Source organism: Streptomyces sp. NPDC001880 (assembly GCF_053594575.1).
In genome coordinates this window covers 1-11,463 of the sequence record NZ_JBSFET010000134.1, presented here as the reverse complement: position 1 = coordinate 11,463, position 11,463 = coordinate 1, and the positions used below count along the sequence as shown (strand labels likewise).

The following is an 11,463-nucleotide window of genomic DNA, read 5'->3' as shown; positions in this document are numbered from 1 at the left end:
CACCCCCCAGGTCATCGACTTCGACAGGGGGCACACAGCCATACCGGACCCGGAGGCCAGGCGCCCCATTGCGGGGCACGAAAAAGGTAACGGGGCCGTCAGAACGCTACTGACGGGCTCGTGGTGGTCAAGCTCGGCACCTGGCTCGACAACGTCCGCAAACGCGCTGACAAGCTCGCCGAGCAACGCCGGACAGACCTCGATCAACTCGGGATGCGCTGGAGTCGGGGAATGTGCGGGAGGGGCGGGCGCTCGGGCCCGCCCCTTCTGCGTGCCGTGCTTCGTGGCCGGCTGTCTGGCCTGACGCCGTCCCGCCCCCTGCCCTGGGTGGTACCTCTCTCCCCGGCTATCGCGGGCAAAGAGGTGTCCGCGCGCCAGGGCGGCTTGCCCGCCGGGGCTGACCTGCGGAAACGGGCGGTGTCTGTTTTGGGTGGTTCACACCTGCGGTCCCCTGCCGGGTGCACCTCTCCAGCCCCCGGTACAGCCTTCTTCGAGAAATTGTCAAGAGTTGTGGATTGGGTCGTCGACGTCTACCGATGTTCCCACTCGGTCCGGGTGAGTTCGTACTCGACTTCACCGTGCTCGGAGCCCTCGATCGCCTCCGGCCAGTCCCCGGTGAAGTTCCGGACGAAGGAGAGCCCCGACTTCTCCATGACACGGCGGGAACGGGTATTGACGGCCATCGTGTTCGCCGTGACCCGCTCGACCTCCAGGTCCGTGAACCCCTTGTGGATCAGGGCCTGGGAGCCCTCGGTGGCGTAGCCGTGCCCCCATGCCGCCTGGTTCAAGCGGTAGCCGAGTTCGACCACGGCGGGGCTGTGCTCGTCCAACGGCCGGAACTCGAACCAACCCAGGAAAGTACCGGTGGTCTTCTCCTGTGCGGCCCAGTAGCCGCGGGTCTCCCAGCACGGGTAGTCGCGCAGGAGCCGCGGCAGGACTCGCGTCTCGATGGTCTCGCGGCTGGTAGGACGGCCTCCGTTGATGAAGCGCATGACCTCGGGGGCGTTGTCCAGGGCGAGCAGGTGGTCGGTGTCGGCCGTCGTGAACGCGCGCAGGACGAGCCGGTCGGTCTCCAGGAAGTTGGGCATGTCGCGATCTTCACCATGGGCTGGCGGGTCTGCCACCGGTTTTCCAGTTGGCGGCCATCGGTGGTGTTCAGGCCGCGCGGGCCGCCGATCGCTCGACGAGGATGCCCCGCTCGAAGCTGGCTCCGGCGCGGACCAGTGCGACGAGGTGCGGTGCGTTCACGGCCCGCCACCGCTGCTGGGCGGACTCCACCAGTTTGAAGACCATCGCCAAGGCGGCGGCCGCGCTGCCGGCGCCCTTGGTGACCTTTGTGCGGAGCCGGACCGTTGCGAAGGTGGACTCGATGGGGTTGGTGGTGCGCAGGTGGATCCAGTGCTCGGCGGGGAAGTCGTAGAACGCGAGCAGTTCGTCCGTGTCGTCGGTGATCTTCCTGACCGCTTTGGGGAACTTCGCCCCGTAGGTCTTCTCAAACGCCGCGACAGCCTTGAGCGCGTGGTCGCGGTCCTCGGCGTTGTAGATCTCCCGCAGGGCCTTCTTCGCCCCGGGCTGGGCCGACTTCGGCAAGGCGTTCGCGACGTTGGCGATCTTGTGAACCCAGCACCTCTGATGCCGTGCCTTGGGGAAGACCTCGGTCAGAGCCTTCCAGAAACCGAGCGCACCGTCGCCGACCGCCAGGACAGGGGCGCGCATCCCGCGCCGCTGACAGTCGCGCAGCAGGTCGGCCCAGGAGTCGGCCGATTCCCGGTAGCCGTCGCTCATGGCGATCAGCTCCTTGGTGCCGTCCGCGCGCACACCCATCAACACGAGCACGCACGACTTCGCCTCCCGCAGGCGTATGCGCAGATAGATGCCGTCGGCCCACACGTAGACGTAGTCACTGCCGGACAGATCGCGCTCGCCGAACGCCTGGTGATCGGCCTGCCACTGCTGAGTGAGCCGGGTGACCGTCGCCGGTGACAGGCCCGCCGAGCTGCCGAGGAACTGCTCAAGAGCGGGCACGAAGTCGCCTGATGACAGGCCGTGCAGGTAGAGCAGCGGCAGCACCTCGCTGATCTTCGGAGACTTGCGGCACCAGGGCGGAAGAATCGCCGAGGAGAACCGCTTGCGCTCACCCGTTGCCTCATCGATGCGCTTGTCGTTGACGCGCGGGGCCCGCACCTCGACGGCTCCCGCGGCGGTGGTTACCTTCCGCGGCTGGTGGTGACCGTTGCGGACCACGAGCCGGCGTCCCCGCTCGTCCGCCCCACGCCCTCAGCTGCGTGCTCGTCGCGAGAGGATGGTGTGGTGATCCGCTACGACACCGAGATACAGGCCCTTTACCGCCGCTATTGCCTCCCCGCGCGCCGCTACCTGAAGCTCGGCGGAGCGGTACTTCGCATGTCGCGCGAGGAGTACGAGCCGTTCGTTCAGCACCTGGCCGCTGATGCGAGGGCTGTTACCGATGCCGAGCTCACCATCCTCTTCGAAGGCAGCTGGCGCGAGCGGCGGACCGCGGCATGGCTCGCCGCCGTCTCGCGCCGTGACCACTTCCGTGAGCGTCTGGGTGCGCTGCTACTGGAGAGTGAGGTCTGCTGCGCGGGTGGGGCCTACTGTGTGGCACTGGCGAGTTTCGGCACCGCACGAGACGCCGACTTGCTTGCCGCTTACCTGGATCGCTACCTGCGTCGGCCCGATCTCGCCTACGACCAGCCGACAGCCATGGGCGCCCTGGCCTACACGGAGTCCGTCCTGCACGGCGACCGGGCCAGCCACCTCCTCCAGGAGGGCGGCCTGTGGCGGCAGTGGTTCCAGGACGCGCCCCACATGCACGGCGATGACGGCATCTCTAGCTACCTGGGCGGCATCCGCCTCGCCTGCGCCGTCATAGACGAATGTGCCGGCATCTGACCTCTTGGCTTCGTTCACTGCGAAGACTCTGGCTCAACGCCCGTGACGCGGCCACCCTCCGTCACGCCAGATCGTCGCGTTCGACGGCGAGGGGCGCAGTGACTTCGAGCGGCTGCAGTCCCGCACGGGCCTGGCCTCCGCGGCGAAGGCTGCCCGCACGGCCCAGCTCGAGTGGGCAAGCGGCGGTCGTAACGGGGTGGCGTTCCACGTCAGAGGAACCCAGTTCCCGCAGTACGCAGCTGCTGGTAGCCGGTCTCGATGTATCAGATGCCGCCCATCCCTCTGAGCCCCGAACGTCAGAGGCACGGGGCTGGGAGACCTGAGGCGGCTGACAGGCGCTCAGAGCGGTCCTCGGCTGGCTTCCGGGGTGATCACCACAAGGCGTTCACCGCCCTTTCGGGCTTCTCTCAGGAGATCGCGCCAGTCGGTGGCGGACAGCCAGTTCTTCTCCATGAGATGGGCAGTCCAGTCCAGGAGGTCGGCCCGGGTACGGAGCTTCCCGGCGGCAACGCGGTAATGGCTCCCGCCACGCTCCGGGTCGCATCCCTCGTGGCTGGCTCGCCAACGCGCCTGGTCCGGACCCTCCAGCAGCTCCGTGAGATCTATGCCGAAAGCCCCGTCGGCCCGGGTGCGCTGCGCCTTCCACTCCCGCTGAACCGCGTTCACTTCGGCGGTATCGGCCCACAGGTACCCGGCATCATCGGAAATCCTGTGTCCGCAGCCCTGGCACACCAGGAACAGTTCACGGGTTACGCGTCCTCCTTCGCAGCGTCGCCGTCCGCAGCATCCCACCAACCCGGCCGCATGCCCGTACGCCCTTCTGAACGACGCACGCAAACCGCCCCGGACTGGGAACCCGGGGCGGCCAACAGCGAGGAAGGGTGGCCTACGCGGCGAAGCCGATGTTGGTGACGTACTCGTACTGGCCCCACTGGGATCCGAGGTCGACGATGACGTCTTCCCAGGCGTCGTCCAGGCCCTGGTGGTCGCCGGCTGCCCAGGCCTCGACGATGCGGTCCCAGCGGCGGACGTTCATCGTGCGGTACTCCACCAGCCGCTGAAGCGGGCGCGGTACCTGCGACTGGTTCAGTGGGTGGATCTCCACCCGTGTCCCGCCGCCGGCGTTCAGGCGTCGCAGGAGGTGCCGGGCGACGTTGTGGCGGCGGACCTGGCGGTAGGCGGCGTCGATGCGTTCCAGGTTGGCGTTGGACGGCCGGCGCCGCTCCTCCAGCCACGCCTTCAGCGTCCGGTCGGTCACCGTCAGCCCGGCGTCGCGGGCCGCCTTGCGGCTGTGGTCGGTCCGGGTGAGGTAGTGCAGGCGGGCCATCAGGCCGCGCTTCACGGTCACCGGGGTGACGATGCCGTCCGCCAGCTCGTCGAGCTTGCGTGCGACAGCGTCACTGCCTTTGATGCCCCGGGCGCCGAACTTCCCGAAGTCGATCGTCCTCTCCGGCACGGATCTCCCCTTCCTCGTCGTGCGAACTGGTCTCTCATCAGCGAACGGATCCCCTGTACGCCCCCCTGGGCGGCGAACACGGACCGCGCCGCACCGGGCCCCGGCGTGGTTGATCGTCAGCGAGAGGCGCTCCCAGACCCCTTGAGGGGCGTTGGGGGCCCGGTGATCAGGTCTGCGACATGTCGATGAAGCGGGAGTAGTGCATCTGGGCGGCTGCTGTCACGGTTGCTGTCGGGCCGTCCAGCCGCGCCGGGCGGTGACCGGGGTGCTGATGCCGCCCGCGAGTTCGTCGAGCCGACGGGCGACCAGTTCGTAGCCCTTGGCGCCGCGGGCGCCGTACTTGCCGAACTCCCGTGTGCGATCAGGCATGTGTGTGGCTCCTTCCTCGAATCGACGACTTGTAGGATCTCGCGGCTCGTGTCATAGAGAACAGTCTTGACCAGCGAGTTTCTGCGCTGTCTCAGCCCGTGTCCGGGTGCCCGTGTCTCAGGTCCGTGGCATTTCTCCAGGACCGACATCAGGAGCCGTCCGCTCCGACCACTCGCGCACGGTCACGGCATGCTCTATGCGGCTGACGATGTCCTTCTTCGACGCCGTGTCCAAGGTCTCCGGGATCTTGTCGAAGGTACCGGGAAGGACATCGAGCAGACCCCAGATCTGTTTCCCGGTCCTGACGGTCAGCAGTTGCTGGCACCTCCACTGCAGCGGCCCTCGGGACGGTGTGTGAGCCGCTGCACGAGCGTAGGGAACAGGTAGTGCGTCGCCTCCGCGGCGAGGTGCTCTTGGAGCCAATCGACCGGGAGGCGCTGGCTGAGAAGCCGTATCCCAACCGATCTCGGATCGTGCAAGTCGAACAGGCGTTTCCGACGGATAGACCAGCTGGGACGCCCCTCAGGTCACACGACTCAGGGCGCAGCCGCCCGTTGGCGCCGTTCCGTTGGCGAGCCTGTCGGGAACCCATGTTGTCCGAGCCCCTTCAGACGTCCGCCGCGTGGACGTGCGGGGCCAGCTTGGCAAAGATGTCGGCTGGCGCGACGGCACCTCGACCCAAGTGGCGCTGATCTAAGGCACGGTGCCCGACCATGCCGCGCTGCTGCCGGTCATTGAGGTGTTCCATACGGAGCTGGCTGCGAGCTACCAGTATGCGTGAGGCGCTCGGCGAACCGGGCCACTGCTGGATAAACGAGGGCGGCGGCAAGAAAAATCACGGCGAGGCCGGTCCAACCGGGTCGGCCCGCCTCGACCACAAGCGTCACCAGCGGCGGTCCCACTACCTGCGCGGTGCTGAACCCCAGCCCGAACGTGGCGAAGTAGTCGCCCTGCCGTTCGTCCGGAGCCAGTGCATGTGAGACCCCCACGAGCCGGCGGAGCAGAACAGCTCTGCGGCAGTGATCGTCAGGACGGCGCCGAGCAGCAGTCCGAGCGCGACCGGCAGGGACAGACCGTTGTGGAATACCAGCAGGAACGCGCAACAGGCAACGACCGACAGTCCACCGAGACGACTGGCTCGCGCCGCACCGCGGACGTCCTCCGAGCCACGCGCGGCTGGAACTTGGAAGGCGATGACCAGCAGGGTGTTGAGGAGGGTGATGACGGCGACCGTCCAGTTCGGCACGCTTTCCGTGCGCACCACGATCAGCGGCAACCCCACGGTGGCAATGGCGGCGTTGAGCGCGAGAACGCCGGATATCGCAGTGATCGCCAGGAATCCTGGTGCACGCAACGCGCTGGGCTGGACCGCGCCCGCACGGGCCGTCGGCGCGCCATGTTCGCCACGCGGCAGTCTCGTGACCAGGTATGCCGACAGTGCGCTAGATGCCGCGCCAGCGAGCAGGAGTACGACGAATGCCGCCCGGGTTCCCACCGCAATTCCCAGTCCGCCGGCCGCCGAGCCGACGCTGACGCCGATGTTGAACATGGTGCGTGACTTGGCCTGGGCCTTGACCCGCTCATCCGGCGGTACGAACTCCGACAGTACCGCGCGGTTGACCGGCATCCCTGCAGCCAATACGGCGCCCAGTAAGACCGCCACCGTCATGAACATGAGGTGCCCGCTGATGAACGGGTAGCACATGAACAACAGTGCCTGCACAAAGCGCAGGATCAGTAGCACGCGCCGATGCCCGATCCGGTCGGCCAGCCGCCCGACCGGGACTGCGACAAGCATTCCGCTGAATGCGCCGGCGCCCAGGCCGATGCTCACGACCGAAGGATCCAGGCCGACGACTGTGGTGAGGAAGACGATGTTGGCCGTGCTGTACAGGCCGAACCCGAACGAGTACGCCGCCACCATGGTCAGGTATGGGCGTAGCGACACTGCGGGGAAACTCATTGGCTGAACCTTCCGTTGAGAATCAAGACACCTATTGGCAGCCTCGCAGCCCAGCAAGGACCGTTCTGCAGCAGGGCCCGGTCGACGAGCCGCACCCCGTGCAGGCCTCGGTCCGGGGCAATGGCTCACACGTCCCAGTCTCCCCCTTGGTACTGGTGTGGTCGCCGTGTTCCAGAGCCGTTCCTTTTCGCAGGTCAGGGGCCTTGTGGAACGGCCGGGACGGCGCGGTACGGCTGGAATGGCGATCAGGCTACCGGTGGGACAGTGGTACCCCGAATCTTCATCTCGTCGACGCCGCGAAGGCGCCGTGTGAACTGCCCTCCGGTTGTGCGCCGGTGGGTCTGACGAGAGGTGAAGACGTGGGCATCATCAGCAAGAAGACGGGGTTTCAGGCGGGTGCCATGGTGGCGGTCGCGGCCGCCGGGTTCGGCCTGATCAGCTTCTCCGGGCAGGAGCAGGCGCAGGCGTTGAGTCCGGCCGCGTACAGCGTGAAGGGGTTCGACACCAGCCATCACAACTCCCACCCGGTCCAGTGGTCGGCGTCCGTGAGGGCGGGGTATTCGTTCGTGTTCCAGAAGGCGACGCAGGGCACCGGTTACCGGGACCCGATGTTCGCGGGTGACTTCGCGGGGGCGTCGCGGGCCGGGCTGATGGCCGCCCCGTACCACTTCTACGACACCGGTTCCGGCGCCGCGCAGGCCGACCACTTCATCCGCACGGTCAAGGCCGCCGGCTACGACGGGAAGCGTCCGGGGCAGTTGCCGCCGGTGGTCGATCTGGAGAAGATCCGTGGCCGGTGCCCGTCCGGGGTGAACAACGCCCAGGTCGCCGACTTCCTGGCCAAGACCCGGCAGGCGTTCGGGGTGAACCCGATCGTCTACACCTCGAAGGACTTCGCCGACACCTGCCTGCGCGGCAACACCAGCGCCCTCGCCAACAGCCCACTGTGGCAGCCCCGCTACGAGAGCGGAACGCGTGAGCCCGCTCCGGTCGGCGGCAGGTACTGGTCGATCTGGCAGTACACCGAGAACGGGTCGGTACCCGGCCTGCGCGGCAGGGCCGACATCAACGTCTACAAAGGCACACTGACCCAGCTCCGCCAACTCGCCCACCTGGCTCCTGGCCAGACCCCCACCGGCCCCAGCACCGGAGCTGGTGCAGGGGCCGGGGCCGGTGCCGGGACTGGGGCGTCTGCTCCGTCCACGGCCGTCTGGCCGCTGCTCAAGAACGGGACGCGCGGCGTGAACGTCACCACCGCCCAGCACCTGCTGGCCGCGGCTGGCCAGTCCGTCACCGCCGACGGGATCTACGGCCCGAACACCCGGAACGCGACCATGACGTTCCAGCGCTCCCACAGCCTGACCGCCGACGGCATCATCGGCCCGAACACCTGGAACAAGCTGACCCGGACCGTGCGTACCGGTTCCAGCGGGCCGGCGGTCAAGGCCGCCCAGGCGCAGCTCGCCGGGTACGGCAACCGCATCGCGGTCGACGGGGCGTTCGGCCCGGCCACCCGGAACGCCACCACGGCGTTCCAGCGGTCCCACGGTCTGGCCGCTGACGGCATCGTCGGTCCGAAGACGTGGAACAAGCTGATCAACGGAACCAAGACCGCCCCGACGCAGCCCGCTCCGACCACGCCCGCTCCGGCGAACGGCAGGCTGACCCAGCGGCAGGCCCTCGCGCAGCTCGCCGCGGCCGGGATCAAGGCCCCGGTCGGCCGGACCTCCCTCGAAGGCGTCCGCGCCCGCACCATCCAGGGCGTCATCGCTCTGAAGAAGGCCAGCGGCGGCTGCACCATCACCATCACCGGCGGCACCGAGTCCGGCCACAGCACCAGGGGCCCCCGCTCCCACGCCAACGGCTACAAGCTCGACCTGCGCACCCGTGACGAGGGCCGCTGCGTGACCAACTGGATCAAGACCACCCAGCGCAAGGGCGCCCCCCGAGGCAACGACGCCCGCTGGCACGGCACCCTCAACGGCATCACCGCCGAATACGTCTACGAAATCCCCCGCAGCGGCGGCATCCACTGGGACATCACCTTCATCTAACCCCCGCGCTCGGCGTTCAGGCGTCGCAGGAGGTGCCCGGCGACGTTCTGGCGGCGGACCTGGCGGTAGGCAGCGTCGATGCGTTCCAGGTTGGCGTTCGACGGCTGGCGCCGTTCCTCCAGCCACGCCTTCAGCGTCCGGTCGGTCACCGTCAGCCCGGCGTCCCTGGCCGCCCGGCGGCTGTGGTCGGTCCGGGTCAGGCAGTGCAGGCGGGCCATCAGACCGCGCTTCACGGTGACCGGGGTGACGATGCCGTCCGCGAGCTCGTCGAGTCGCCGTTCGACACCGGCACCGAGGCCCCGGGCCCGAGTTCCGTTCCGGTCGACGAGCCGGATGCCGAGACGGTTCGCTGAGGCTGTTCTCGCCTTTGAAGTTACATATGATCAACTTGATCAACCCAACATATTTGAGGGCCAGTTCGGCCCAGGAATGGAGATTTTGCTGTGAGCAGGCGAGCCTGGAGAACCATTTTGCTGCCGACGGTGGCATGTCTGCTGCTGGCCGGCTGCGGGGGAGAGGACACTTCGGGTACGTTCCCCGCCGGGGCTGGAGAGGGGCCCATGGACGGAGATGTTGTTGCCGAAGCCCCGAAGCCTCCCCAAAGTCCGGAGGAGTCCTACCGGGCCTTCGTCCGGGGGCTGTACGCGGGAGACGGCGCGGCCGTGTGCCGGCTCGCCGATTCCACTCCCTCGGCGCAAGATCGGCTCCTGCGATCGTTCTACACGGCACTTGACCTGAGATCTGAGGGGAGATCGCCGCTCTGCGAGGACGCGGTCTCCTATTACGTGCAGGAGAAGAAGCTCACTCCGCTTCCAGAAGGCAAGGACATCCCGATCTACGGGAAGGTGAAGTACACCAACGACAAGGCCAACCTGAGCGGCTGCTACGAGAAGCCTGCCGGAGGCTACGACAGGAACCTGGGCAACTTCGAGTGGAGTAAGAAGTCGGACGGCTGGGTCATCGACTGGATGGACTTTACGACCGGCTGCGGCGGCTGATCTACCCCGGGTGCATATCGAGGCACCCGCCGCGGCGGTTGGTGTGTCAGGCAGCAGCGAACTTGCACTTGGCGATGGTGCTGGCCAGCCGGATGGTGAATGTGTGGGGTGGCGGCAATCGGTCCCGGTGAGACCCGAGAGGCGGCTGCTGCTCCTCACCGTCCCTGGGCCAATGCGGCCCCAGGCCAGACCATGGGACGGGCCGGGCAAGCGGCACGCGCAGAGGGCTTCTTCCTGCCCGGTTCCCCACCCGCATTGGCAGAGAAGATGCCCTTCCTGGGGTGGTCCGGTCGTCTGCCTCTCATCCCTCGAACCATCCGTCAGGAGCTGGGCCGGGCCCCTGCCCGGCCGCGCGTGACCCCGCCAACGCGCGAGAGGGCACGGGCAGCACCCGATCCCGCGATGCGCTCCCGTACGCCCCGCCCTCCCACCCTGCGAGGGATGTCGCAGGGGTTGGCGCAGGAGATCCCCGGCCGGGCCGCTCCCGCCCCGCTCGCCGCAGCGCTGGCAGAGCGGGGCGCGAGCGGCCCGTCTTCCTGGTCCAGGAGCAGCGTGCATTGGGGGTGCGTCCATCCGCGGCTTCTTTGTGCCGTCACGCCGTCGTTACGGCGTGACGGCAGCAGTGCTTTGAGCTGGTGGTTGGATCGCCTGTTTCAGTGTCCGCAGCCGGACGTGGGGGTGTCGAGGTATTTCCAGGTCTGGGGTCCGACCTGGCCGTCGACGTTGAGACCGCTGCAGCGTTGGACGGCGCGTACGGCGAAATCGGTCTTTTCTCCGAAGTTGCCGTCGCCGGTGAGCGTGTAGTCGTAGTTGGCGTTCAGCAGGCACTGGATCTGCTTCGCCTTCGAGCCGACCATGTCCTTGGCCATGACCTGGGTACGGTCCGAGTTGTAGTTGCAGCTGGCGCGGCCGGCGGCGCCGAGCGCAGCGGCCTCACCGGGCGAGGCGGCCGTACCGGGCGAGGCAGAAGCAGAGTCTGGGGAAGAGGTCTGGCCTTGGCTGAACTGCTGGGGCGCGGTGGCTCCGTGTTCGTGTCCTCCTCGCCCGTGGACTCCTGGTCCTGGTCCTTGTTCTCCTCGTCGTCCTTCGGTGCCTTGGTCGGTGGGGTGGTGCTCTTCGAGGGCAGGGGGGTTCGTCGACTACTGGTTGGTCGTCGCCGGGTCGGTTGTCGCCGCCGGTCTCGGGCTGGGAGACGGTGGAGTCCTTCGTTTCGTGGACCGAGTACCAGCGTCCGACCAGCAGCAGCGCGGTGAGGGCGGCGGCGATCAGCGCGAGGGTTTTGATCCGGCTCCGCGAGGCAGCAGCCGGCCTCACTGGTGCGGCCGTACCGGGCGTGGACGGTTCAGGGGCCGGGCTGGCCGCTGCGGGCTTCGGAGTTGCAGTGCCGGGAGCAGGGGCCGGGGCGGTCGGCGGCACGGGGGCCGGGGCCGTCGGTGGCAACTCTTCCTGGATGCGGCGGGCCCGGTCGGCGGCGTCCCAGAGGCCGAGCAGGGTGTTCTTGTCCAGGCGGCGGCGGGAGCAAAGCCGTTCCACGGCTGCGCGGGGTGGGAACGCGGTGCCTTTGAGGACCCGGTTCCACGAGGAGCGGGAGTAGCCGGTGTCGTGGGTGAAGGCATCCAGGGAGAGGTTCTTGGACTCCTTCACCTGCCGCAGTGCCTGGAGCAGTGCGGTTACTTCCGGCGGTGGCTGTGCGGGTGGGTGGTCGCCTTG

General features: G+C 68.0%; 10 protein-coding genes and 3 pseudogenes. 3 read left to right on the top strand and 10 right to left on the bottom strand.

Annotation, left to right across the window (positions count from 1 at the left end; all coding sequences use genetic code 11):
- Window positions 1-530: 530 nt before the first annotated feature.
- Together ACWCQ6_RS33545 and ACWCQ6_RS33540 are read right to left on the bottom strand one after the other, a co-directional pair.
- Window positions 531-1,088 (bottom strand): GNAT family N-acetyltransferase, encoded by a 558-nt coding sequence (locus ACWCQ6_RS33545; protein WP_451095727.1) that lies wholly within the window; start codon window positions 1,086-1,088, stop codon window positions 531-533.
- 67 nt (window positions 1,089-1,155) lie between these two features.
- Window positions 1,156-2,265: pseudogene (locus ACWCQ6_RS33540) on the bottom strand (IS256 family transposase); the annotation flags it as partial.
- 45 nt (window positions 2,266-2,310) lie between these two features.
- Here ACWCQ6_RS33540 and ACWCQ6_RS33535 point away from each other — a divergent pair.
- Complete coding sequence (locus ACWCQ6_RS33535) at window positions 2,311-2,913, top strand: DUF6000 family protein (RefSeq protein WP_451095725.1); 603 nt, start codon at window positions 2,311-2,313, stop codon at window positions 2,911-2,913.
- A 339-nt stretch (window positions 2,914-3,252) separates the two neighbouring features.
- Here the strand turns inward: ACWCQ6_RS33535 and ACWCQ6_RS33530 are convergent, their stop codons facing one another.
- The 5 genes and pseudogenes from ACWCQ6_RS33530 to ACWCQ6_RS33510 all read right to left on the bottom strand — a co-directional run bounded on the left by ACWCQ6_RS33530 (window position 3,253) and on the right by ACWCQ6_RS33510 (window position 6,701).
- Window positions 3,253-3,579, bottom strand: a complete 327-nt coding sequence (locus tag ACWCQ6_RS33530; RefSeq protein ID WP_451095723.1) for a hypothetical protein — start codon at window positions 3,577-3,579, stop codon at window positions 3,253-3,255.
- 220 nt (window positions 3,580-3,799) lie between these two features.
- Complete coding sequence (locus ACWCQ6_RS33525) at window positions 3,800-4,369, bottom strand: transcriptional regulator (RefSeq protein WP_451095721.1); 570 nt, start codon at window positions 4,367-4,369, stop codon at window positions 3,800-3,802.
- 219 nt (window positions 4,370-4,588) lie between these two features.
- Window positions 4,589-4,738, bottom strand: a complete 150-nt coding sequence (locus ACWCQ6_RS33520) for a hypothetical protein (RefSeq protein WP_451095719.1) — start codon at window positions 4,736-4,738, stop codon at window positions 4,589-4,591.
- Between the two features lie 117 nt (window positions 4,739-4,855).
- Window positions 4,856-5,181 (bottom strand): annotated as a pseudogene (locus ACWCQ6_RS33515) (hypothetical protein); the annotation flags it as partial.
- Between the two features lie 458 nt (window positions 5,182-5,639).
- Window positions 5,640-6,701 carry an MFS transporter gene (locus ACWCQ6_RS33510; protein WP_451095717.1) on the bottom strand — a complete coding sequence of 354 codons (1,062 nt, stop codon included), beginning with the start codon at window positions 6,699-6,701 and terminating at the stop codon, window positions 5,640-5,642.
- 359 nt (window positions 6,702-7,060) lie between these two features.
- Here ACWCQ6_RS33510 and ACWCQ6_RS33505 point away from each other — a divergent pair, with 359 nt between their 5' ends.
- Entirely contained in the window at window positions 7,061-8,755 is a 1,695-nt protein-coding gene (locus tag ACWCQ6_RS33505) for a GH25 family lysozyme (protein WP_451095715.1), read from the top strand.
- Here ACWCQ6_RS33505 and ACWCQ6_RS33500 read toward each other — a convergent pair.
- Window positions 8,755-9,090, bottom strand: a pseudogene (locus ACWCQ6_RS33500) (transcriptional regulator); the annotation flags it as partial. The gene ACWCQ6_RS33505 and the pseudogene ACWCQ6_RS33500 sit on opposite strands and share 1 nt — an antisense overlap.
- Window positions 9,091-9,315: 225 nt before the next feature.
- Here ACWCQ6_RS33500 and ACWCQ6_RS33495 point away from each other — a divergent pair.
- Complete coding sequence (locus ACWCQ6_RS33495) at window positions 9,316-9,753, top strand: hypothetical protein (RefSeq protein ID WP_451095713.1); 438 nt, start codon at window positions 9,316-9,318, stop codon at window positions 9,751-9,753.
- A gap of 653 nt (window positions 9,754-10,406) precedes the next feature.
- Here the strand turns inward: ACWCQ6_RS33495 and ACWCQ6_RS33490 are convergent.
- Window positions 10,407-10,622, bottom strand: coding sequence for a peptidoglycan-binding domain-containing protein (locus tag ACWCQ6_RS33490; RefSeq protein WP_451095711.1), 216 nt, complete (start codon window positions 10,620-10,622; stop codon window positions 10,407-10,409).
- Between the two features lie 64 nt (window positions 10,623-10,686).
- On the bottom strand, window positions 10,687-11,463 hold a 777-nt coding region (locus tag ACWCQ6_RS33485), incomplete at its 5' end, for a helix-turn-helix domain-containing protein (RefSeq protein ID WP_451095709.1).

What these genes read in the sequence shown, in the direction of transcription:
- ACWCQ6_RS33545 (WP_451095727.1), bottom strand. Translation starts at nt 1,088, where the DNA reads ATGCCCAACTTCCTGGAGACCGACCGGCTCGTCCTGCGCGCGTTCACG.
- ACWCQ6_RS33495 (WP_451095713.1), top strand. Translation starts at nt 9,316, where the DNA reads ATGGACGGAGATGTTGTTGCCGAAGCCCCGAAGCCTCCCCAAAGTCCG.
- ACWCQ6_RS33490 (WP_451095711.1), bottom strand. Translation starts at nt 10,622, where the DNA reads ATGGCCAAGGACATGGTCGGCTCGAAGGCGAAGCAGATCCAGTGCCTG.
- ACWCQ6_RS33520 (WP_451095719.1), bottom strand. Translation starts at nt 4,738, where the DNA reads ATGCCTGATCGCACACGGGAGTTCGGCAAGTACGGCGCCCGCGGCGCC.
- ACWCQ6_RS33510 (WP_451095717.1), bottom strand. Translation starts at nt 6,701, where the DNA reads ATGAGTTTCCCCGCAGTGTCGCTACGCCCATACCTGACCATGGTGGCG.